This window comes from Streptomyces sp. NPDC104761 (genome assembly GCF_055583445.1).
Genome location: NZ_JBVJNZ010000007.1, coordinates 204,556 through 225,356, shown reverse-complemented (window position 1 = coordinate 225,356; position 20,801 = coordinate 204,556). Strand labels below are relative to the sequence as shown.

The 20,801-nt window shown below is 73.6% G+C and carries 17 protein-coding genes; 9 read left to right on the top strand and 8 right to left on the bottom strand.

The window, feature by feature from the left end; translation table 11 throughout:
• The first annotated feature begins 74 nt into the window (after positions 1-74).
• Positions 75-1,091 carry a LacI family DNA-binding transcriptional regulator gene (locus ACZ63F_RS20890; protein ID WP_469712797.1) on the top strand — a complete coding sequence of 339 codons (1,017 nt, stop codon included), beginning with the start codon at positions 75-77 and terminating at the stop codon, positions 1,089-1,091.
• 377 nt (positions 1,092-1,468) lie between these two features.
• Here ACZ63F_RS20890 and ACZ63F_RS20885 read toward each other — a convergent pair whose 3' ends face one another.
• From ACZ63F_RS20885 to ACZ63F_RS20875, 3 genes are all read right to left on the bottom strand, one after another.
• The gene (locus ACZ63F_RS20885) at positions 1,469-3,112 is read right to left on the bottom strand and encodes a DEAD/DEAH box helicase (RefSeq protein WP_469712796.1); all 1,644 of its coding nucleotides are present in this window, start codon (positions 3,110-3,112) and stop codon (positions 1,469-1,471) included.
• 86 nt (positions 3,113-3,198) lie between these two features.
• Complete coding sequence (locus tag ACZ63F_RS20880; protein WP_016578941.1) at positions 3,199-3,402, bottom strand: cold-shock protein; 204 nt, start codon at positions 3,400-3,402, stop codon at positions 3,199-3,201.
• A 141-nt stretch (positions 3,403-3,543) separates the two neighbouring features.
• A complete protein-coding gene (locus tag ACZ63F_RS20875; protein ID WP_469712795.1) occupies positions 3,544-4,863 on the bottom strand; it encodes an acyltransferase family protein in 1,320 nt (439 codons plus the stop codon).
• A 383-nt stretch (positions 4,864-5,246) separates the two neighbouring features.
• Here ACZ63F_RS20875 and rsgA point away from each other — a divergent pair, with 383 nt between their 5' ends.
• The 3 genes from rsgA (at position 5,247) to ACZ63F_RS20860 (ending at position 9,462) form a co-directional block, all read left to right on the top strand.
• Positions 5,247-6,341, top strand: a complete 1,095-nt coding sequence (gene rsgA / locus ACZ63F_RS20870) for a ribosome small subunit-dependent GTPase A (protein ID WP_352367647.1) — start codon at positions 5,247-5,249, stop codon at positions 6,339-6,341.
• A gap of 165 nt (positions 6,342-6,506) precedes the next feature.
• Positions 6,507-7,898: a bifunctional transcriptional activator/DNA repair enzyme AdaA gene (locus ACZ63F_RS20865; protein WP_469713081.1), complete on the top strand. Its 1,392-nt coding sequence runs from the start codon at positions 6,507-6,509 to the stop codon at positions 7,896-7,898.
• Between the two features lie 382 nt (positions 7,899-8,280).
• A complete protein-coding gene (locus ACZ63F_RS20860; RefSeq protein WP_469712794.1) occupies positions 8,281-9,462 on the top strand; it encodes an SGNH/GDSL hydrolase family protein in 1,182 nt (393 codons plus the stop codon).
• Positions 9,463-9,466: 4 nt separating this feature from the next.
• Here ACZ63F_RS20860 and ACZ63F_RS20855 read toward each other — a convergent pair whose 3' ends face one another.
• Positions 9,467-9,952: a DUF456 domain-containing protein gene (locus tag ACZ63F_RS20855; protein ID WP_469712792.1), complete on the bottom strand. Its 486-nt coding sequence runs from the start codon at positions 9,950-9,952 to the stop codon at positions 9,467-9,469.
• Between the two features lie 36 nt (positions 9,953-9,988).
• The gene (locus tag ACZ63F_RS20850; protein ID WP_469712791.1) at positions 9,989-10,969 is read right to left on the bottom strand and encodes a helix-turn-helix domain-containing protein; all 981 of its coding nucleotides are present in this window, start codon (positions 10,967-10,969) and stop codon (positions 9,989-9,991) included.
• A 541-nt stretch (positions 10,970-11,510) separates the two neighbouring features.
• Here ACZ63F_RS20850 and ACZ63F_RS20845 point away from each other — a divergent pair.
• Positions 11,511-13,022: a protein phosphatase 2C domain-containing protein gene (locus tag ACZ63F_RS20845; protein WP_469712789.1), complete on the top strand. Its 1,512-nt coding sequence runs from the start codon at positions 11,511-11,513 to the stop codon at positions 13,020-13,022.
• A 77-nt stretch (positions 13,023-13,099) separates the two neighbouring features.
• Positions 13,100-14,842 carry a pyruvate dehydrogenase gene (locus tag ACZ63F_RS20840; RefSeq protein WP_469712788.1) on the top strand — a complete coding sequence of 581 codons (1,743 nt, stop codon included), beginning with the start codon at positions 13,100-13,102 and terminating at the stop codon, positions 14,840-14,842.
• Position 14,843: 1 nt separating this feature from the next.
• On the opposite strand, the gene ACZ63F_RS20835 is transcribed toward ACZ63F_RS20840, so the two are convergent.
• Positions 14,844-16,265, bottom strand: coding sequence for a helix-turn-helix domain-containing protein (locus ACZ63F_RS20835; protein WP_469712787.1), 1,422 nt, complete (start codon positions 16,263-16,265; stop codon positions 14,844-14,846).
• Positions 16,266-16,442: 177 nt separating this feature from the next.
• Between ACZ63F_RS20835 and ACZ63F_RS20830 the strand changes: the two genes are divergently transcribed.
• From ACZ63F_RS20830 to ACZ63F_RS20820, 3 genes are all read left to right on the top strand, one after another.
• Complete coding sequence (locus tag ACZ63F_RS20830) at positions 16,443-17,063, top strand: hypothetical protein (protein ID WP_469712786.1); 621 nt, start codon at positions 16,443-16,445, stop codon at positions 17,061-17,063.
• A 148-nt stretch (positions 17,064-17,211) separates the two neighbouring features.
• A complete protein-coding gene (locus ACZ63F_RS20825) occupies positions 17,212-17,673 on the top strand; it encodes a hypothetical protein (RefSeq protein ID WP_469712785.1) in 462 nt (153 codons plus the stop codon).
• A gap of 308 nt (positions 17,674-17,981) precedes the next feature.
• Complete coding sequence (locus ACZ63F_RS20820) at positions 17,982-18,437, top strand: ATP-binding protein (RefSeq protein WP_469712783.1); 456 nt, start codon at positions 17,982-17,984, stop codon at positions 18,435-18,437.
• Between the two features lie 84 nt (positions 18,438-18,521).
• On the opposite strand, the gene ACZ63F_RS20815 is transcribed toward ACZ63F_RS20820, so the two are convergent.
• Positions 18,522-19,556 carry a DUF2637 domain-containing protein gene (locus ACZ63F_RS20815; RefSeq protein ID WP_352358841.1) on the bottom strand — a complete coding sequence of 345 codons (1,035 nt, stop codon included), beginning with the start codon at positions 19,554-19,556 and terminating at the stop codon, positions 18,522-18,524.
• Positions 19,557-19,884: 328 nt separating this feature from the next.
• Entirely contained in the window at positions 19,885-20,709 is an 825-nt protein-coding gene (locus ACZ63F_RS20810) for a (2Fe-2S)-binding protein (RefSeq protein WP_469712782.1), read from the bottom strand.
• Positions 20,710-20,801 lie beyond the last annotated feature (92 nt).

Sequence of the window (20,801 nt, the reverse complement as noted above, 5' to 3'; positions counted from 1 at the left end):
GGCCGTTGATACGCGTGCGAGTTGGTAACGTTAACGAGTCGACGCTCAAACGTGACGCAGCTGGAGGACGTGGCGTGGCAGCCACCCGGCCGACCATGAAGGACGTTGCCGCGGAAGCGGGCGTCAGCACGATGACGGTGTCCCGCGTCGTCAACGGCGATTCGGCCGTCGCCCCGCGGACCGCCGCGCGGGTGGAGGCGGCGGTCCGCAAGCTCGGCTACCAACGCGACGACGTGGCACGGCAGTTGCGGCGCACCCATGAACTCAGCCAGATCATCGGCCTGTTGGTCGACGACGTGACCGACCCTTTCATGGCCGCGGTCGCCTCCGCCGCCGAGGACGTCGCACGGCAGCGCGGCAGCATCATGCTCATCGGGTCCAGCCGCGCCGACCTGCGCCGCGAGCGCGAGGTGATCGCCGCGTTCACCGCCCGCCGCGTCGACGGCCTGATCCTCACCCCGGCCGCCGGCAGCCACCGCTTCCTGCGGCCCGCGCAGGCGCAGGGCACGAAGATCGTCTGCGTCGACCGGGCGGCGACCGGTCTGGACGTGGACGCCGTGGTGGTCGACAACTTCGGCGCGGTGCGCGGGGCCGTGGAGCAGTTACTGGCGCACGGCCACCGCAGGATCGGCTACGTGGGCGACACGCCGAGGATCTGGACGTTCGGCGAACGCCGGCGGGGCTACCTCGCGGCGCTGGCGGCCGCGGGCGTCACGGTCGACCCCGCGCTGGTCAGGGACGGCGTGCGGACCGGCCCGGAGGCGGCCGCGGCGGTCACCGCGATGCTGGCGCTGCCGGACCCCCCGACGGCGCTCCTCGCCGGCAACGAACTGCTCGCCTTCGGCGCTCTGACCGCGGCCCCCGGCGACCTCGCCTTCGTCGCCTTCGACGACTTCGCCCTCGCTGCCCGGCTGACCCCACCCGTCACGGTCATCGCCCAGGACCCGGTCGCCCTCGCGACCAGCGCGGCCCACCTCCTCTTCGCCCGCATCCACGGCGACATCTCACCCCCACGCACGGTGGTCATGCCGACCCGACTGATCCGACGGGGCTCGGGGGAGATACCCGGCCCCTTCGCCGGGGGCCGATAGACACCGACGCAAGGAGACCCGACTGCGGGCCGGCTGCGGGCCGGTGGGGGCTGGCCGCGCAGTTCCCCGCGCCCCTTGTGGGGTGCGATGTGTGTGCTGCGTGGTTGGTGGGTGCGGGCTGGTGGGGGCTGGTCGCGCAGTTTACCACGCCTCCTGACGGGGCACGACGAGGTGCCCTGAAGGGGCGCGGGGAACTGCGCGAGCGGCCACGACGGTGCTGCAGTTGGGGGACGGCCTGTTTGGGGGTTGTGTGCGGGGCGCGCTTGATGGGGCGGTGTGTTGTTGCGCCCCTGAAGGGGCGCGGGGAACTGCGCGGCCGGCCACGACGGTGGCGCGGTCATGGGACGGCGGTGTGTCGCGGTGCTTTCGGTGGGGGCTCAGTTGGCCGGGGTGCGGCGGCCGCCCCGGCGGCCGGAGCCGTGGGGGTTCTTGCCGGACGCGTTGCCGGTGGTGCCGCCGGGCGGCGTGCGTCGCCGGGACCCGCGGTCGTCCTTGCCGGACGCGGTGCCGGCGGTCGTACCGGCCGCGGCTCTGCGCTCGGCACCACGGCCACTCGCACCGGTGGCGGTCCCCTGGCGGCCGCCCTCCGCCCCGGCGGCCCGGCGGCCCGAGCCGCGACCGGTCGCCGTTGCGGCGGCGCCGCCAGAACGACGGCGTCGGCTGCCGGACTTGTCCGGGCGGGTCGTCGCGGGCGGTGTCGGCTGGGGGACCTCGATGACGACGGGCACGCCGGAGGGCTCGCGGGCGCCGGTGAGGGTGGCCAGTTCGGCGTCGCCCGACGCGATGCGGGCCGTGCGGGGGCGGATGCCCGCGTCCGACATGAGCCGGGTGACGTCCCGCTTCTGCTCGGGCAGCACCAGGGTGACCACGCTGCCCGACCCCCCGGCGCGGGCCGTACGGCCGCCCCGGTGGACGTAGTCCTTGTGGTCGGTCGGCGGATCGACGTTCACGACCAGGTCGAGGTCGTCGATGTGTATGCCCCGGGCCGCGACGTTCGTCGCCACCAGCGCGGTGACCTCGCCGCTCCTGAACTGCTCCAGGGTGCGGTTGCGCTGCGGCTGGGAGCGGCCGCCGTGCAGTGCCGCGGCGCGGACACCGACGGCGAGGAGCCGCTTGGCGAGCCGGTCGGCGGACCTCTTGGTGTCGAGGAAGAGGATGACCCGGCCGTCACGGGCCGCGATGCGCGTGGTGACGGCCTTCTTGTCGGTCTCGTCCTGGACGTGGAGGACGTGGTGCTCCATGGTGGTGACCGCCCCCGCGGACGGGTCCACGGAGTGCACCACCGGGTCGGTCAGGAACCGCTGCACCAGCCGGTCGATGTTGCGGTCGAGGGTGGCCGAGAAGAGCAGCCGCTGTCCGTCGGGCCGTACCTGCTGGATCAGCTTGGTGATCTGCGGCAGGAAGCCCATGTCGGTCATCTGGTCGGCCTCGTCCAGCACCGTGATGCGGACGTCGCCGAGCACGCAGTCCCCGCGTTCCACCAGGTCGTTGAGCCGGCCGGGACTCGCCACGACCACCTCGGCACCTCGCCGGAGGGTGGCGGCCTGCTTGGTGATCGACAGCCCGCCGACGACCGTGGCCACCCGGAGGTTCACCGCCGTCGCGTAGGGGGTCAGCGCGTCCGTGACCTGCTGGGCGAGTTCACGGGTGGGCACCAGCACGAGCGCGAGGGGCGCCTTGGGCCGCGCACGCAGCCCTGCCGTACGGGCCAGGAGCGCCAGCCCGAACGCGAGGGTCTTGCCGGAGCCGGTGCGCCCCCGTCCCAGCAGGTCCCGGCCGGCCAGCGAGTTGGGCAGCGTGGCGGCCTGGATCGGGAACGGGGTGGTCACGCCCTGCGCGGTCAGGGTCTTCAGCAGCGCCGCGGGCATGTCCAGGGCGGCGAAGTCGTCGACGGCGGGGAGTCCGGGCGTCGTGTTCTCCGGCAGCCGGAACTCACGCGCCGCCGCCCCGGGCGGTGGGGACGCCGCGGCGGACGTGGACGACGAGGTGCGCCTGTTCGGCTTCTGGGGCCTGCGGGACATGCGGCTGTCTGCCTTCCTGGAACAGCACAAACCGGGGTCCGCACCATGACGATACGGACCCCGGCGGGTGGATGAGCGTCCGGCGATCAGGCGGGGACGATGTTCTCCGCCTGCGGGCCCTTCTGGCCCTGCGTGACGTCGAAGGAGACCCGCTGGCCCTCCTGGAGCTCACGGAAGCCCTGGGACTGGATGTTCGAGTAGTGGGCGAACACGTCCGGGCCGCCGCCGTCCTGCTGGATGAAGCCGAAACCCTTTTCGGCGTTGAACCACTTCACGGTTCCCTGTGCCATGACCTTCTCCGATCTGTAGGCAGAGGCCCCATCCGGAGATGCCGGTAAAACAACTAATGCGCCTGCAGGAGAAACATTCCCGTCAGGCGCACATAGGTTCATGGGTACCACAACTGCAACTCCGCAACCGTAGCACAGTCCTCAGACCCGGTCCGGAGCGCGCGCCGCCTCCGGCCCTTCGAGGCGCTCCGCGGCCGTCCACCGCGGAAGCGTCACCAGCACCGTGCCCAGCGCCAGGCCCACGGCGGGCAGTACGGGGAACCGCCCGTCGGGCGCGAAGCCCCGCACGGCGAAGCGGGCCAGGGCGGTGACGGCCAGGGCCAGCCCGGCCCACAGCGGCCAGGCACCGCGCAGACCGGCGTCCGGGACGGTCCGCTCGTACAGCACACCCAGCCCGCGCTCCAGCGGCCGGAGCGCGCGGACGACACCGGCCAGGACGGCGCCGAGCACCAGCAGCCAGGGCACGCGCAGCGCCCACCAGGCCGCGGACCCGAGCGCCGGCTCGGGCGCGAGTCCGGTCAGGTAGAACGCGGCGGCGGCGACCAGGACCGGCAGCATGTGCCACAGGTACAGCGTCATGCTGGCCGCGCCCACGGGGCGGACCGCACGCCACACCCGCTCGCGGTCCAGCAGCCGGCGCAGCGGTGGCGCGGCGAGGAGGCTCACGCCGACCTGGGCGACCAGCCACGCCAGCATCGCGGCCGACGGCGGATCGGTGTTGCTCGGACTCTGCCCGGTCACCAGGATCAGGCTGACCGGGAACGGCCCGAGGGCCACGAGCGCGGCGAAGGCCAGGGCGCCGCCCGCCGCCATCGCGAGCGGCACGCGCCGGCGGCCGGTCAGCAGCCCGTCCCGCCAGCAGAACCCCAACTGGTAGGCGACACCCCACACGAGCACGTAGTTCAGCAGTCCGACCCAGGGCGTGTGCACGGCCACCACGAGCCCGTCGGCCACCAGGGCGACCGCCCCCAGCACCGGCGGGACCCGCGCCCCCCACCGCAGGTGCGCCGCGTACAGGACTGGGGTGAGGGCGCTGAGCAGCAGATACACCGGAAGGAACCAGAACTGCATTCCCATCGCCCAGCCCACCAGCGCCAGCGTGTCCGCGTCCACACCGGCCGCCGCGCAGATGCCGACGGCGAGCAGCACCGCACCGCTGTAGACGGCCACCGGCAGCAGCAGCCGCAGCGCCCGCCGCCCCAGCCACCCCGCGGGCGTCCCCCCGGCTGCCCGGGCCCGCGCCCAGGAACCGCCCGCGGCGTGGCCCCCGGCCAGGAAGAACAGCGGCATGATCTGGAACCCGAGGGTCAGCCACTGGGTCCAGTGCACGGTCGCCAGCAGCTCCGGGGCGTCGATCCGCCCGTCGGGCTCCCGGACCAGCGCGGTGATCAGCCAGTGGCCCAGCACCACCAGCACGATCGCCCACGCGCGCAGGAATTCGACGTACCGGTCTCTGGTCATGGCCCTCATGATCCCCGGGCCCGTCGCCCGGCGCGGCGAAAAGCCCCGGCCGCAACCGATCCGTGCCCGGTACGACACCGTCCGCGGGCCCCGGTCGCCCAGAAAGTCGCCGTGCCGCGAGCCGTAATTCGGTGGCGGCGCGGTGCGGGCGGCCTCTAAGGTCGGTGACGTCGGAGCGGCTGCCCCTCGGGGTGCCGCAGGTGACCGGGGCCGACCGGGCCCGACCAGGTTCGATCAGGTTCGATCAGGTTCGATCAGGGAGGTGTTGACCGATGACTGTCGTTGCGATGGGCGCTGCCCGCGACCAGAAGTTCATCCACTCCACCTCCGCGGCCACCGGCTGACCTCTCGACATCCCGGGGCCGCCCTGTGAAGGGTCACCCTTGACTTCCAGCTCCGCTGTTTTCTCCGCGCTCGCTCCCTACGGCTGGGACGAGACCTGGGCGAAGGAGTTCGCCCCCTACGACGCCGAAGGCCTGCTCGCCGGGCGCGTCGTCCGCGTCGACCGCGGGCAGTGCGACGTCGTCACCGCCGGCGGGCCGCTGCGCGCCGACACCGCGTTCGTCACCCCGCACGATCCGATGCGCGTCGTGTGCACCGGCGACTGGGTCGCCGTGGAACCCGGCGGCAACCCCCGCTACGTACGCGCGTATCTGCCGCGCCGTACCGCCTTCGTGCGCTCCACCTCCTCCAAGCGGTCCGAGGGGCAGATCCTCGCCGCCAACGTCGACCACGCGATCGTCGCGGTGTCCCTCGCCGTCGAACTCGACCTCGGCCGCATCGAACGGTTCCTGGCGCTGGCCTGGGAGTCCGGGGCGCAGCCGGTCGTGGTCCTCACCAAGGCCGACCTGGTCCCGGACCCCGTCACTCTCGCGCACCTCGTGCAGGATGTGGAGACGGCCGCTCCGGGCGTACCGGTCCTGACGGTCAGCGCGCACGCCGGCGACGGCCTGGACCTGCTCGTCGCCCTCGTCGGCTCCGGCACGTCCGTCCTGCTCGGCCAGTCCGGCGCCGGCAAGTCCACCCTCGCCAACGCGCTCCTCGGGGAGGACGTGATGGACGTCCGAGCCGCCCGGGACGTCGACGGCAAGGGCCGCCACACCACCACCACCCGCAACCTCCTCGCACTCCCGGCCGGGGGCGTGCTGATCGACACGCCCGGACTGCGGGGCGTGGGGCTGTTCGACGCCGAGACCGGGGTCGGGCAGGTGTTCGCCGAGATCGAGGAACTGGCGGAGGACTGCCGGTTCTCCGACTGCGGACACGAGAGCGAACCGGGCTGCGCGGTGCGCCTCGCGGTGGAGACCGGAGAACTGCCCGTCCGCCGGCTGGAGAGCTACCGCAAGCTGATGCGGGAGAACCAGTGGATCGTCGCGAAGACGGACGCCCGGCTCAGGTCCGAGATGAAGAAGGACTGGAAGAAGCGGGGCGCGGAGGGGAAGGCGGCGATGGAGGCGAAGCGGGGGCGGTGGCGGTAGCAGGCCCGTTGCGGGGGGCGTGGGGTGAGCGCGCACGTGCGGCGGCAGCCGGCCGTCGGCCCAGCCCCCGCCCCTGACGGGGAGCTCCGCTTCCGGGCGGGGCACCGGCGTCGTGTCCGATTCCCGCCAGAGCTCCTTCCTCCGGTCGCCCACACTTGAACCGTGATGGACGAGGACACCAGGTACGAGGCGGTCCGCAGCCGGGACGCCCGGTTCGACGGCGCGTTCTTCTTCGCCGTCGAGACCACCGGCATCTACTGCCGTCCCAGCTGCCCCGCCGTCCCCCCGAAGCGGCGCAACGTCCGCTTCTTCCCCACCGCGGCCGCCGCGCAGGGCTCCGGGTTCCGGGCCTGCCGCCGGTGCCGCCCGGACGCGGTTCCCGGTTCCGCCGAGTGGAACGTCCGGGCCGATGTCGTCGGCCGGGCCGTACGGCTGATCGGCGACGGAGTGGTGGACCGGGAGGGCGTCGGCGGGCTCGCCGACCGGCTCGGCTACAGCGCACGCCAGGTGCAGCGGCAGCTCACCGCGGAACTGGGCGCCGGCCCCGTCGCCCTCGCCCGCGCCCAGCGGGCGCACACCGCGCGCACGCTGCTGCAGACCACCGAACTGCCCATCACGGAGATCGCGTTCGCGAGCGGGTTCGCCAGCGTGCGGCAGTTCAACGACACCGTCCGCGCCGTCTACGCCACCACCCCGAGCGGGCTGCGCGAGGTCGCGCCCGGCGGTCGCGGCGCCCGGCGCGGCTCCCCGGCCGCCGGTATCCCGCTGCGGCTCGCCCACCGCGGCCCGTACCGGGCCGGCCCCGTCTTCGACCTCCTTGCACACGAGGCCGTTCCCGGCGTGGAGGAAGTGACGGGCGCCCCCGGCACGCGCACCTACCGCCGCACCCTGCGACTGCCGTACGGCCATGCGGTCGTCGCCGTCGACGAACGGACCGGCACGACGCGCGCGTCCGGTACGGGCCTCGGCGCCCACCCCGGCGGCTGGCTCGAAGCCCGGCTGCGCCTCACCGATCCACGCGACCTGACCACGGCCGTACAGCGGCTGCGCCGGCTGTTCGACCTCGACGCCGATCCGTACGCCGTCGACGAGCGGCTCTCCGCGGACCCGCGGCTCGCCCCGCTGGTCGCCGCCCGGCCCGGGCTGCGGTCACCCGGCGCCGCCGACCCGGCCGAGGCCGCCGTACGGGCCCTCGTCGGCACCGCGGGCGCCGAGCGGCTGGTCCGGCGGTACGGCAAGGCACTGGACGCGCTGTCCGGCGGCCCCGCGCACCTGTTCCCCGAGCCCGATGTGCTCGCCGCGGCGGAGCCCGACGGCAGCCTCGGCGCGCTCGCCGCGGCGCTGGCCGACGGGACGCTGCGGCTGGATCCGGGCGCCGACCGGGACGAGGCGGAGGCGGCGCTGCGGGCCCTGCCCGGGATGGACCCGGCGACCGTCGCCACCATCCGCGTCCGCGCCCTCGCCGACCCCGACGTAGCCCCGCCCGGCCTCGACGCCCCGGACGAGTGGCGCCCCTGGCGCTCGTACGCCGCCCGGCACCTGCTGGCAGCTGGGTAGCTGGAAGCTGACGCGACCGCGGCGCCCCGTCAGGGGCGCGGGGAACTGCGCGACCAGCCCAGGCGTCCCCCAGTCTTCGGCCGGGGGACCCCCGGCGCCCATCAGCTGGGTAGCTGGAAAGCTGACGCGACTGCAGCGCCCCGTCAGGGGGCGCGGGGAACTGCGCGACCAGCCCCCACGCGCCCGCACCCCGGAACGCGCCGTCACCACCCCTCCGCTCCCACTCACCCACCCGGACAGACGACGAACAGGCACCGTCCCCACCTCCGTCGGCCCCCTCCCCACGCTCCGCCACCCGGGTGGTCTCCTGGTCGAGTCGCTGTTCAGGGCACCGCCCGTATGTCACCTTCCCCTCCAGTAGGCCTCGGAAGGGCAGGTGTGGATGGGCAAGGTCGGGCGCGTGCTCGTCGTGGCGTTGTTGTCGGTGATGGGGGTGGGCGGGCGGGCCGGGGCCGACCCCGAGCCCCCGCTGTGGGCCGGGAGCTGGGAGGCCGCGCCCTCCGGTACCGAACCTGCGGTGCCCGGCGCCGCGTACCGCAACGTCGTTCACCTGAGCGTCGGCGGCGGCGAGGTGCGGGTGCGGGTCAGCAACCGGCTGGGCGGCGCCCCGCTCCGGCTCGGTGCCGTCACCGTCGCCCTGCGGCAGGGCAGCGGCCCGGCCGCCGTACCCGGCTCGATGCGCGCCGCCACCTTCGCCGGCGCCGGCACCGCCGTCGTACCCGCCGGACGGGACCTGGTCAGCGACCCGGTGCCGCTCGCCGTGCAGGCCGGCGCCGACCTGCTGGTCAGCGTCGAGACCCCCGGCGACTCCGGTCCCGCCACCTACCACCGGGTCGCCCTGCAGACCAGCTACCTCGCCGAGGACGGCACCGGGCGGGCCGACGACGAGGACGGGGGCGCCTACACCCGCACCACCGGCCACTGGTACTACGTCACCGGCGTCGACGTGCGGGCCGTGACCCGCGGCACCGTGGTCGCCTTCGGCGACTCCCTCACCGACGGCAACGGCACCAGCATGGACGCCAACCACCGCTGGCCCGACCGCCTCGCGGAGCGGCTGCGGTCCCTCCGGGTCGGCGTCCTCAACGCCGGCATCTCCGGCAACCGGCTCCTGCTCGACAGCACCGGGGGACCGGCGGCCCTGAACCGCCTGGACGCCGACGGGCTCGACCGGAGCGGGGTCCGCACCCTGGTCCTCCTCGAAGGCATCAACGACATCAAGGGCACCCCGGAGGTCACGGACCCCGCCGACCTCGTGCAGGCCTACCGGGCCATCGTGGCCCGCGCCCACGAGCGGGGGATCCGGGTGGTCGGCGCGACCCTCACCCCGTACGAGGGGTACAGCGCCTACACCGCGGCCCGGGAGGCCGTGCGCCTGCAGGTGAACACGCTGATCCGCACCGGACACGTCTTCGACGCGTACGTCGACTTCGACGCCGTCGTACGGGATCCGCAGCAGCCAGGGCGTATCCGGCCCGCCTACGACCCCGGCGACCACCTGCACTTCAACGACACCGGCACCCGCGCCCTCGCCGACGCCGTCCGCCTCGCCGACCTGCTCTGACCGCTCAGCCGGCCCAGACCACCGCGGTCAGCCAGCCGGCCGCGACGAGCAGGCAGGCGAACAGCTCGGCCAGCACGCTGGAGCCGCCCGCGTCCATCGCGGTGCGCAGGGCGGCCCGCGCCTCGGCACGGCGGCCGAGCCGGAGGCGTTCGTGCAGGTAGATCCCGGCCATGAAACCGGGGATCGCACCGAGCACGGGGACGAGGACGAAACCGAGGACGGCGCCGGTACCGGCGTACACGCCCATCCGGGGAGTGGCACCGCTCGCCCGGAGCCGGCGCGGCGGCAGGACCCAGCGGACCACCAGCGCCAGCAGCAGCACCAGGGTCGCCCCGACCAGGACCGTCCAGGCCACCGGGCGCGGGTCGTACAGCGCCCACCACAGCACCGCGGCCCACACCAGCCCCGTCCCCGGCACCCCGGGCACCAGCACCCCGCACAGGCCGAGCGCCAGCACCAGGCCGACCAGCAGGAGTTCCCCTGCTCCCATCTGCCCAGAGTGCCGGACGGCGGGCGGACGCGCAGGTCAGTTCCGGGTCACCCAGCCCCGCTCGTACGCGTGCCAGCCCAGTTGCATGCGGGTCGACACGCCGGCCAGCTCCATCAGCCGCCGCACCCGGCGCTGCACGGTCCGCAGGCCCACGTCCAGCTGCTTGGCGACGCTGGCGTCGGTGAGGCCCGCCAGCAGGAGCGACAGCACCTCCAGGTCGGTGGCGTCGGGACCGTCCGGCTCCTCCTCGACCACTCCGGTCACGCCGAGCCGCAGCGGCAGCGCCTGCCGCCACACCGACTCGAACAGGCCGCACAGAAGTTCCAGCAGCCCGCTGGCGTGCACCACCAGGGCGGCGGGCTCCGCGGCCTGCGAGGTGAGCGGGACCAGCGCCAGCGCGCGGTCGGCGACGACCAGTTTCGTCGGTACCCGCGCCGTCACCCGCACCTGCTCGTCCCGGCCGAGCGCGGCCTTCAGTTCCGGGACCGCGTCCGGCAGGCCGAGCGCCGACCGCTCCACCACCACCCGGTAGCGCACGCCCCGGCGGGCGGCCTGTTCCTCCGCCTCGTTCTCCGTCCCGGTGACGGCCACCGGCGTGTCCGTGACCAGCGCGCACACCTCGTCCAGGGCGCCCAGCTGGAGCTGGCGGAACCGCCGGGCGACGGCCGGGGCGCCGGTCACCACCTCCACCAGGTCGTGCACCGCGGGCTCGGCGGCCGCCGCCCGGTACTCCTCCGCGAGCAGCGCCGCCGTCAGCTCCGCCTTCTCCAGCTCGTGCCGCTGCTGGGTGAGCAGGGCGCCCAGCGCGACCCCGGGCGGCGCCGCCACCCAGCGGTCCGGCCGGCCGGGGGACCGGGCCGCAAGCCCGTGCCGCTCCAGCCGGCGCAGCGCGCGCTCGGTGTCCTGCTCCGCCAGCGCCAGACGCCGTGCCAGGCCCGGTACGTCGGCGGCGCCCGCGGACACCAGCGCCCGGTACGCCGACTCGTCCCGTTCGTCCAGCCCGAGCGCTGCCAGCATCGGCCCGTGTCCCTCCCTCGAAGTCCGGTGGCATGGCGGGAACCGGCCACGGCGCAAACCCGCCGCGACACATCATCGCCGTACCGCGGGTCACTCTGCCAAGATCACGTCACCGCAGCAGCTTCGCACGGGAAACCGGTGCGCCCTTCACAGCTGACCACCAGGAAGACCCGTCACAATCTGGCCTTCCGGCCGGCGCCGTGGCGTTCGGCCGTGCGAACGGTGACCGGCCCCACGACGCGCGTACGCGTAGGGGATCCGGGGCCGGTCACTCCGGTGTCGCCGGGTGGTTCTCCCGTGGGGGGTGGGACCACCCGGCGACTCACACGTGTCAGCTCCGGCACCCTCGCCACTCCGGCCACCCCTGTCCGGCAGGCCTCTTCCGTGCCCTCCGTGCCCTGCGCCCCGCGCGTGTCGGCGATTCCCTTTCCTGGCACGGGTGTTCGGGATGTCCCTCGCCGCGCCCTTCGAGAGGGGGTCGGGTGCGGGATTTTCCTGGTGCCCCGTTTTCATCCGGCCCCCGCGGTGGACAATTAGGGGCATGAGCCAGCCAGGGGGTAGGCCCACCCGTCACGACGACGACTGGTGGGGGCAGTTGTACGACGACTCCACCGAGGACACCGGACCCACGGCCGCACCCGATTCCCTGGACGACCGCTTCGCCTCGGCGAAGAAGACGGTAGGGGGACGGCGGGGCGTCACCGCGGAACCGGGCGACGAGCCGCCGGCGCCGACGGTGCCGGCCCAGCGGGCGCCCGCCGCCCCCGCCGAGAGCACCGGGGCCGCCGCGCCGGCCTGGCCCTGGGACATGGAGGACCCGGAGCCGCCCGCGGCGGACGACGGCCCGTCGGACCTCCACCCCGCCACCAGGACCGACCTGTCCGGCCCGCCCGCGGATGCGGCCCAGGAGACTCCGCCTGCGTATGCGGCCCAGGAGACCCCGGCCGCGTATCCGGCTCAGGACACCCCGGCCGCCTACGCCGCCCCGGCCGCCTACGCCGCCCCGGACACCCCGGCCGCCCATGCCGTAGAGGAGACCCCGGACGCTTGGGCCGCCCTGGCCGTCCCGGCCGCCGCCTCGGCCTCCTCCGTGGACTACGTCGGCTCCGGACCGCCCACCTACGACGCCGAGCCCACCGCCCTGCCCGCCGCCGACCCCGACGAACTCGACGACCTGGTCTCCGACACCGTCCTGGACGGCGCCCGGTACGGCGCCTGCACCCTGCGGGCCGTCTCGCAGCGCGGCGACTCCGCCCGGTACCGGGGCGAACCGCGCCGCGACGCCCTGCTCACCGCCCGGTTCGGGGCCGGCGAACAGGCCCTGGTCCTGGTCGCGATGGCCACCGGCGCCCGTGCCACCCCCGGCGCCCACCGGGCCGCGGCCGAGCTGTGCGAGTGGATCGCCCGGGCCGTCGGCCGCAGCCACCAGCGGCTCACCGACGACATCCACGCGGCCCGGCGCGGCGACCTCAAGTCCGGCCTGCACCGGCTCACCGACCGCAGTCTCGGCAAGCTCCGCGCCAGCGCCGCCGAACAGGGCATCGCCGCCGAGGAGTACGCGGCCAGCCTGCGCTGCCTCCTGCTGCCCGCCCACCCCCAGTGCCGTACCCGCGTCTTCTTCGGGGTCGGCGAGGGCGGCCTGTTCCGGCTGCGGGGCGGTGAGTGGCAGGACATCGAACCGCGCGTCGAGGTGGACAGCGCCGGTGAACCCGTGCTCGGCTTCGGCTCGCTGCCCTCCGAGACCCCGGCCGGCGACCGGCTCACGATGGACCTCGGCATCCCGACCCCGCCGAGCCCCTACGAGCCGGCCCCCGAACCGCCCCGCGACCCGTTCCTGTTCCGGGCCTCGGTAGCCCGCCCGGGTGACGCCCTCGTGATGTGCACGGGCGGCCTCGCCGACCCGCTGCGCGGCGAGCCCGCACTCTGCGCCTACCTGGCCCGACGCTGGTCAGGCCGCACCCCTCCGGGTCTCGCCGCGTTCCTCGCGGACGTCCAGGTCCGGGTCAAGGGGTACGCCGACGACCGAACGGCGGCGGCCGTCTGGGAGGCGTGAGCGCGGCCTGTGTGGATACATGGAAGGGCATCGCGGGGGAGCCGGAGATCCGTGCAGCCGAAGGGTGCCCGACCGTCATGGCCAAGCAGAACGTCGCCGAGCAGTTCGTCGACATCCTCGTCCGCGCCGGGGTGCGCCGCCTCTACGGCGTCGTCGGCGACAGCCTCAACCCGGTCGTGGACGCCGTCCGCCGCAACGCAGCCATCGACTGGATCCACGTCCGCCACGAGGAGACCGCCGCCTTCGCGGCCGGCGCCGAGGCCCAGATCACCGGCACCCTGGCGGCCTGCGCCGGCTCCTGCGGCCCGGGCAACCTGCACCTCATCAACGGCCTCTACGACGCCCACCGCTCGATGGCCCCGGTCCTCGCCCTCGCCTCCCACATCCCGTCCAGCGAGATCGGCCTCGGCTACTTCCAGGAGACCCACCCCGACCGGCTCTTCCAGGAGTGCAGCCACTACAGCGAACTGATCTCCAGCCCGAAGCAGATGCCCCGGCTGCTCCAGACCGCCATCCAGCACGCGGTCGGCCGCAGCGGGGTCAGCGTGGTGAGCCTGCCCGGTGACATCGCCGACCAGCCCGCCCCGGAGCAGTCCGCCTCGGCGGCCATCGTCACCTCCCGCCCCACCGTCCGCCCGGGCGACGCCGAACTCGACAAACTGGTCGCGATGATCGACGCGGCGGACAAGGTGACCCTGTTCTGCGGCAGCGGCACGGCGGGCGCCCACGCGGAGGTCATGGAGCTGGCGGAGAAGATCAAGTCCCCGGTCGGGCACGCCCTGCGGGGCAAGGAGTGGATCCAGTACGACAACCCGTACGACGTCGGCATGAGCGGGCTGCTCGGCTACGGCGCCGCCTACGAGGCCACCCACGAGTGCGACCTGCTGATCCTGCTCGGCACCGACTTCCCGTACAACGCCTTCCTCCCCGACGACGTGCAGATCGTCCAGGTCGACGTGCGCCCCGAGGTGCTGGGCCGCCGCTCCCGCCTGGACCTCGCGGTGTGGGGCGACGTGCGCGAGACCCTGCGCTGTCTCGTGCCGCGGGTGCGGGCCAAGGAGAACCGGCGGTTCCTCGACCGGATGCTGAAGAAGCACGCGGACGCGCTGGAGGGGGTGGTGAAGGCGTACACGCGCAAGGTCGAGAAGCACGTCCCGATCCACCCGGAGTACGTGGCCTCGGTCCTCGACGAACTCGCCGACGACGACGCGGTGTTCACCGTCGACACCGGCATGTGCAACGTGTGGGCGGCTCGCTACCTCTCGCCCAACGGCCGCCGCCGGGTCATCGGTTCCTTCTCGCACGGCTCGATGGCCAACGCGCTGCCGATGGCGATCGGCGCCCAGTTCACCGACCGGCGGCGGCAGGTCGTGTCGATGTCCGGGGACGGCGGATTCGCCATGCTGATGGGCGACTTCCTCACTCTGGTCCAGTACGACCTGCCGGTGAAGGTGGTCCTGTTCAACAACTCCGCGCTGAGCATGGTCGAGCTGGAGATGCTGGTCGCGGGGCTGCCCGCGTACGGCACCGGCAACACCAACCCCGACTTCGCGGCCGTCGCTCTGGCCTGCGGCGCCTACGGGGTGCGGGTCGAGAAGCCCAAGCAGCTCGCGGGCGCGCTGAAGGCCGCCTTCAAGCACAAGGGCCCGGCCCTGGTCGACGTGGTCACCGATCCCAACGCGCTGTCCATCCCGCCGAAGATCAAGGCCGAGATGGTCACCGGGTTCGCGCTCTCCGCGTCCAAGATGGTCCTCGACGGCGGCGTGGGCCGGATGGTCCAGATGGCCCGCTCGAACCTGCGCAACGTGCCGCGGCCGTGAGTCAGCCGGTGGTCGGCACCCACTGGCGGACGCCGTCCACGAAGCCGTACCAGTAGTGCGGCAGACCCTTGATGGAGCTGGTGCGGAACGGCCGGCCGTGGTCGTCGATCCGGACCGTGCCGCTGCGGCCCTGTGACGACCAGTCCAGTTCGAGGTACCAGCGGCAGTCGCAGCCCGCGGTGCTCGCCTTGACGCGCAGCACCTCGGGGTCGGTCGCGGAGACCCGGTAGGGCAGGTGCATGGTCGAGACGGTCTTCCCGTCGGGACCCTCACCGGCCACCGGGCGGGCGATGGGGCGGTCCTTGTCCAGGTTCACGTCGAAGTACCGCGGGGTGAGCCCGCCGCCGCAGCCGTCGGCCATGGAGTAGGCGATGCCGGGCGCGGGAGCCGTACGGCCGACGACGCGCACCCGCAGCGCCTCCAGGACGACCGCGGTGGACGAACGGCCCTGCACGGAGACGTCCACGATCGTGTTGCCGCCGTGCACCGCGTTCTGGGTGGCCGCCCAGGTGCCGGCGTCCTGCGGGGCGGGCGGCGGCGGGACCTGGGACGGCTGCTTGTCGATGACGTAGTCGTGGTCGCAGCCCAGCTCCCACAGCTGCGAGTTCGCGGTCCAGGTGAGGGGGGTGCCGGCCGGGGCAGGGGTGACGGGCGCGCCGCCGGCGGGGGAGGAGGCCTTCGCACCGCCCGACGCGGACGGCGAAGCCGAGGAGGACGAGGACGGGGACGAGGGTGACGGGGTGGCGGAGTGCGGCGCCGGGCCGGTGGTGCCGCTGCCGCGGCGCTCGGCGTCACCGGCGGCGGTCGTGCCGGCGGAGCCGGGGCCCCGGGCCGCGGCGCCTGCGGCCTGCCGGTCGTCCGGGAGGGCGGCCAGGGTGCCCAGCGTCGCCAGCACCACGGTGGCCACGGCCGCGGCGACCAGCGGGCGACGCCGTCGGTACCAGGGCCGGGCAACAAGGGCCGACTCCGCTGCCGGGGTCACTTCCGGGGCCGCTTCCGGCAAGGGTTCCGCGGCGGCTTGCGGGGGCTGCACGGATGCGGAGGTGCGGGTGTCCGTCGGCCCGGACTCCGCGCTTTCTGCGCTCTCCGTGCTCTCCGCGGGCTCCGCCGGCTCCATTGGCTCCGCGCCGCGTGGTCGCTGGCGGGCCGCCACCGCGCGCAGCCAGCGCTCGTGGAGTTCGAGCCGTTCCCGCGGTGTCGCCCCGCAGAACGCGGCCAGGCGTTCCACCGGCGCGAAGTCCAGCGGGACCGCCTCGCCCGCGCAGTAGCGATGCAGGGTGGAGGTGTTCATGTTCAGGCGGCGGGCCAGCGAGCCGTAGCTCCGGTCCGTACGGTCCTTCAACTGCCGCAGCAGTGCCGCGAACTCCTCGACGTCGTCGCCCACCGGCACCTTCCCCCGCTCGTCCGTATCCCAGGCACTCATATACCTGCACGTCAGCAGGGCTGGGATGGTTCCAGGCCGGCGAAACCGGCGGTGGCCGTTGCGGTTCGCCGAGGTGACGGCCGATGCTTCTGGTGTCGCACCGACCAGGGCCGGACCGACCATCCGGCGCCGTCGGCGGCATCCCACACCCATGCACCGACCCACGGGGGAACACCCATGCCCAAGCGCACCCGAGCAGGCGCGCTCACCGCAGTCGCCGGCGCCGCACTCGTCGCCGGCACCGCGCTCGCCGCTCCCGCGGCGGCCGCACCCAAGGCGCCCGGCTTCCTCACGGCGGCCGACCTGCCGCCGCGGGCCGGCACGTCCTGGACGGCCGGCAAGGTCACCGCCGGCATTCCGGAGGAGGCCAGGCAGGACATCTGCATCGGCGTCGGGCTCGGCGGCGGCCAGGACTCCTGGTACCGGAAGTTCCGGACCGACCTCGACACGAGCGCCCGTCAGGTCAGCGCCGAACTGCCCAGCGTCCGCCTGGCGAAGGGCCGGTTCGCGAAGCTCGACGAGGACATCGTGTCCTGCGCGGACCGGATCGAGATGGCGGACCCGCAGATCCGGGCCACGTTCCAGGACCACGGCACCCTCCCGGTCGGGGACGGCGCCCACGTCTACGCCCTGCGCACCGTGAGCGCCTGGGGCACCAGTGACATCCGGCTGATCTCCATCGGCCGGGAGGGGCGCACCGTCACCGTCGTGGACTGGGGGCAGCTCGGCGGCTTCGTGGACGCGCCCGTGAAGGCCTTCAAGAAGACCACCACCACGGCCGTGAACAAGCTGCACTGACGCCCGGTCACCAGGACCGGGGCCGCCCTCTCCCTCGGGGGAGGGGAGGGCGGCCCCAGACGCAGGACGCAAGACGCAAGACGCAAGACGCAAGACGCCAAGCCACTAAGACACTAAGACACGAAGACACAGAAAACGGGGAACAGACATGAGCAGCAAGAGCCGCGCCGTCCTCACCGCCGGCGTCCTCGCCGTGGCCCTCGGGCTCGGCGCCACCGCTCAGGCCTCGGCCGGCGCACCGCGTAGCGTCAGTGGCAACCCGGCCGACAACATCACCCGCATCGCCGACTTCTACGGCGCCTACATCGACGCGGAGAGCGACCTGGACGGCAGCGGCAACCTGCCCACCGCGCTGCGTGCCTACTACATCGCCCCGACCTACCTGAAGAAGCTGAAGGCCTGGGAGAACCGCGAGCACGCGGACGGGGTGCTCCGGGCCCAGAACACCCCGCTCAAGTGGAAGGTCACGGACAACGGCACCGGAAAGTACACGGAGGCCGTCATCACGCTCACCTGGAGCCGCAACACCACCTCGAAGCTGGTCGTCGACATGACCCGTGACACCCACAAGATCGTCAACATCGGCACCAAGGGCCTCGGCAGCAAGTAGCCGGAAGGACAGGTTTCGGCCAGGTTCGCCGGTGCCGCGGACCGCGTGAAACAGCCCGGGGGGTTGCGTACGGGGCTGAATCACGCCGGGTCCGCGGCACCCTTGGCGCGTACGGGACGGTCCTGGCGGCGACGTACCGGCCGGAGCGGGCGCGGGACATGGCCGAACACCCGGTCGTCATCGGCGTGACATGACTGGCCCGTGCCCGAGCGGGCATGGATCCCCGTGAACGTGTTCGATCAGGAGGGGAACCGGCAGACAGCGTGCGGGCGGGGGTCATGAACAGTCAGGCACGAGGGGGCGGTCCCGTGGCCATCGGGGCCTCCTCGGCGCAGACGGCGGGGGAAGAGACCGACACGACGGAACGGGGGAACCCGTCGCAGTTCAGGCGCCATCTGGGACGGTCGGACCTGCGGGCGGTGCCCGAGGCGCGCAGGGAACTGCGCGAACTGCTGCGGCACTGGGGGCGGCCCGGCCGCTCCGAGATAGCGGAACTGCTCACCAGCGAACTCGTCACCAACGCGCTCGTCCACACGGACCGGGAGGCAGTGCTGACGGCCGTCGTGGAACCGGGCCAACTAAGGGTGGAGGTACGGGACTTCGTGGCCCGCAGGCCGCGGATGTGCGCCCCGGGCACCGACTCCGACGACGGCACGCACGGCCGGGGCCTCGTACTGGTCGACGCCTTCGCCGACGCATGGGGCGTCCAGGCGCACGAGATCGGCAAGTCCGTCTGGTTCGAACTGGACGCGGAGGCCGCCTAGCCGGCGCCCGACACCGACGGGACGGGGGCGTGACCGTCATGGTCACGCCCCCGTCCCGAGGTGCTGTGCGGCAGCGGCAGGCGGTCAGCCGAACTGCTGCTCGAGGTCCTTGAGCTTGCGCTCCAGGGAGTCGAGGCGCGGCAGCGCCATCGTGTCGTCCTCCGCGGTCAGGTCGACCGTGATCGGGTCAGACCCTTTGCGGACGGGCTGAAGGGAGGGCCGCTGGCGTACGGGCAGCTGCTCCGGCGCCGCTATGGCAGGCTCCGCAGTGGGCTGGGAGGCGCGCTCCACCTGGTGCACCTCGTCCTGCCTGCCGACGCGTCCGACGAATCCCCGGTGGCCCCGGCTTATGGCCTTGAGCTGAGCCTTCTCCAGACGGTGCTGCTCGCGGCGGCGCAGTCGGTTCTCCTCCTTCTGCCGCTTGTCGTCGCGCACCTCCTCGACCGCCTCGTCCAGGCTGCGCACACCCTCCAGGAGCATCAGCGACCAGGCCCGGTAGGTCTCGACGGGAGCGCGCAGCCAGCGCACGATACGGATCTGGGGGAGCGGACGCGGCACCAGACCCTGCTCGCGCAGCGCGGCCCGGCGGGTCTGCTTCAGCGCGCGGTCGAAGAGCACGGCCGCCGAGAGCGACATGCCGGAGAAGAACTGCGGAGCGCCGTCGTGGCCGCCGCCCCTCGGCGCGTGCACCCAGTTGAACCAGGCAGAGGCGCCCGCGAACGTCCACACCAGAATCCGGGAACCGAGCGCCGCGTCACCGTGGCTGGCCTCACGCACCGCGAGGACGGAGCAGAACATCGCCGCGCCGTCCAGGCCGAACGGCACCAGGTACTCCCAGCCGCCGGACAGGTTGAGGTTCTGCTGGCCGAAGCCGACCAGCCCGTGGAAGGAGAGCGCGGCGGCGACCGCCGCACAGCAGAACAGCAGGACGTAGGAGGCGGTGGCGTATATGGCCTCCTTGCGCCGGCGGCGCTCCTCGCTGCGCTCCCACGAGTCGTCCTTCGCGTGCTCCCCGCCGGACCGCTTGGAGCGCGCAAGCACCGCCACCGCGACCAGCATGCCCAGGAGCAGTACGGCGCCGGGAAGCAGCCAGTTCAGCGATATGTCGGTCAGTCTCATCTAGGGGTCCCTTGCATTGGGATAGGGCGTATCGCCCGCCATAGTGGCCCAATCCCACGGGCCCTCAGGGGGTTTCGGGGCAAGAGGCCGCCAAGGAAGTGCAAGGGGATGCCCCAGGACGGCATTCTGCTCGAACTGCCGCATGAGGGGCGGGAGTTGAGTTCGAGTAAGACTACCCATACGGGTGGTTCCTCGGAAAGTTCCTGCGGCAAGTGGGGAAGTTGTGAATTTCCTGTCCGCGCAGGGGGGATCTTGCCACCGGCGATCTTAGTGGATGCCGGCGCGTGCCGAGTACCGGGGGGTGCGCCCTGCGGAGCCTGAGGGGCCCTCAGGCCGCCGCGGACGCAGCGAGTTTGGCGATCCGTTCGTCGTCGCAGGTGCGCGGGCAGGTGGCGCAGGTGTCCTCGGGGCGCAGCGTGTAGTACATGCAGCAGCTCGCCCGGTCCCGGGTCGGCAACGGCTCCCCGGCAGGTCCCGACAGCACCCGGAAGGCGGCCGCGCCGACGTACGGCCTGGTCGCACCCGGGAGCAGCCGTTCGAGTTCGCGTACCGCCCGTTCCTGCTCCCCGAGCAGTCCGGCGACGTACCAGAGCCCCTCTACGACCTCGTCCGTCGCCATCCCCCACAGCGCGCGCCCGCGCCGCCGCATCCGCGGCCCGAAGCCGGCGAGGACCGGCTCCAGGTGCTCGGCGACGGCCGCCCGCACCTCGGCCCGCAGCGCCTCCTCGCCGGCCACCACGACCGCGCCGGGCAGCGCCGCCGCCGGGTCGCCCGGGAGGCAGGCGAAGGAGTCGACCCGTACGGCCATCCGGCCCGCCGTGCGGTCGTACGACACCGCGGTCGCGGGCAGGCGGGGGACCCGGCGCTCCAGGAACCAGGGGAGGGTGATCAGGAGGCAGGCGGCCCAGCCGTAGCGGTGCAGACCGAAGGTGGCGACCACGTCGGGGCGGGCCGGCTTCCCCTCGTCCCGCAGGATCTGGTCCTCGTCCCAGGCCAGGAAGGTGTCCAGGCCGGGGCCGCCGGCCGCCAGCTCGGCGGCGCCGACCCGGCCGCCGCCCCGGGGTGCCGGTTCGCCGGGACCCAGCTCCGTGACCGCCAGGTCCGGGCAGACCTCGGTGAGGCGCGCGTAGGCGGCGGAGACGGGGGAGGACATGGGCTACCACCGATCGGGTGCGGGTCGACAGCCGGATAAGTAAGCCTTACCTTACCCGCCGGTTCGGAAATTTGAACCAGCGCCTTGTGCGC

Bases quoted from the DNA above. Each gene is read 5' to 3' on its own strand.
- ACZ63F_RS20845 (WP_469712789.1), top strand. From the start codon at position 11,511: ATGAGCCAGCCAGGGGGTAGGCCCACCCGTCACGACGACGACTGGTGG.
- ACZ63F_RS20885 (WP_469712796.1), bottom strand. From the start codon at position 3,112: ATGTCCCGCAGGCCCCAGAAGCCGAACAGGCGCACCTCGTCGTCCACG.
- ACZ63F_RS20880 (WP_016578941.1), bottom strand. From the start codon at position 3,402: ATGGCACAGGGAACCGTGAAGTGGTTCAACGCCGAAAAGGGTTTCGGC.
- ACZ63F_RS20810 (WP_469712782.1), bottom strand. From the start codon at position 20,709: ATGTCCTCCCCCGTCTCCGCCGCCTACGCGCGCCTCACCGAGGTCTGC.
- ACZ63F_RS20825 (WP_469712785.1), top strand. From the start codon at position 17,212: ATGAGCAGCAAGAGCCGCGCCGTCCTCACCGCCGGCGTCCTCGCCGTG.
- ACZ63F_RS20830 (WP_469712786.1), top strand. From the start codon at position 16,443: ATGCCCAAGCGCACCCGAGCAGGCGCGCTCACCGCAGTCGCCGGCGCC.
- ACZ63F_RS20860 (WP_469712794.1), top strand. From the start codon at position 8,281: ATGGGCAAGGTCGGGCGCGTGCTCGTCGTGGCGTTGTTGTCGGTGATG.
- ACZ63F_RS20855 (WP_469712792.1), bottom strand. From the start codon at position 9,952: ATGGGAGCAGGGGAACTCCTGCTGGTCGGCCTGGTGCTGGCGCTCGGC.
- ACZ63F_RS20815 (WP_352358841.1), bottom strand. From the start codon at position 19,556: ATGAGACTGACCGACATATCGCTGAACTGGCTGCTTCCCGGCGCCGTA.
- ACZ63F_RS20865 (WP_469713081.1), top strand. From the start codon at position 6,507: ATGGACGAGGACACCAGGTACGAGGCGGTCCGCAGCCGGGACGCCCGG.
- ACZ63F_RS20835 (WP_469712787.1), bottom strand. From the start codon at position 16,265: ATGAGTGCCTGGGATACGGACGAGCGGGGGAAGGTGCCGGTGGGCGAC.
- ACZ63F_RS20850 (WP_469712791.1), bottom strand. From the start codon at position 10,969: ATGCTGGCAGCGCTCGGGCTGGACGAACGGGACGAGTCGGCGTACCGG.
- ACZ63F_RS20840 (WP_469712788.1), top strand. From the start codon at position 13,100: ATGGCCAAGCAGAACGTCGCCGAGCAGTTCGTCGACATCCTCGTCCGC.
- ACZ63F_RS20875 (WP_469712795.1), bottom strand. From the start codon at position 4,863: ATGACCAGAGACCGGTACGTCGAATTCCTGCGCGCGTGGGCGATCGTG.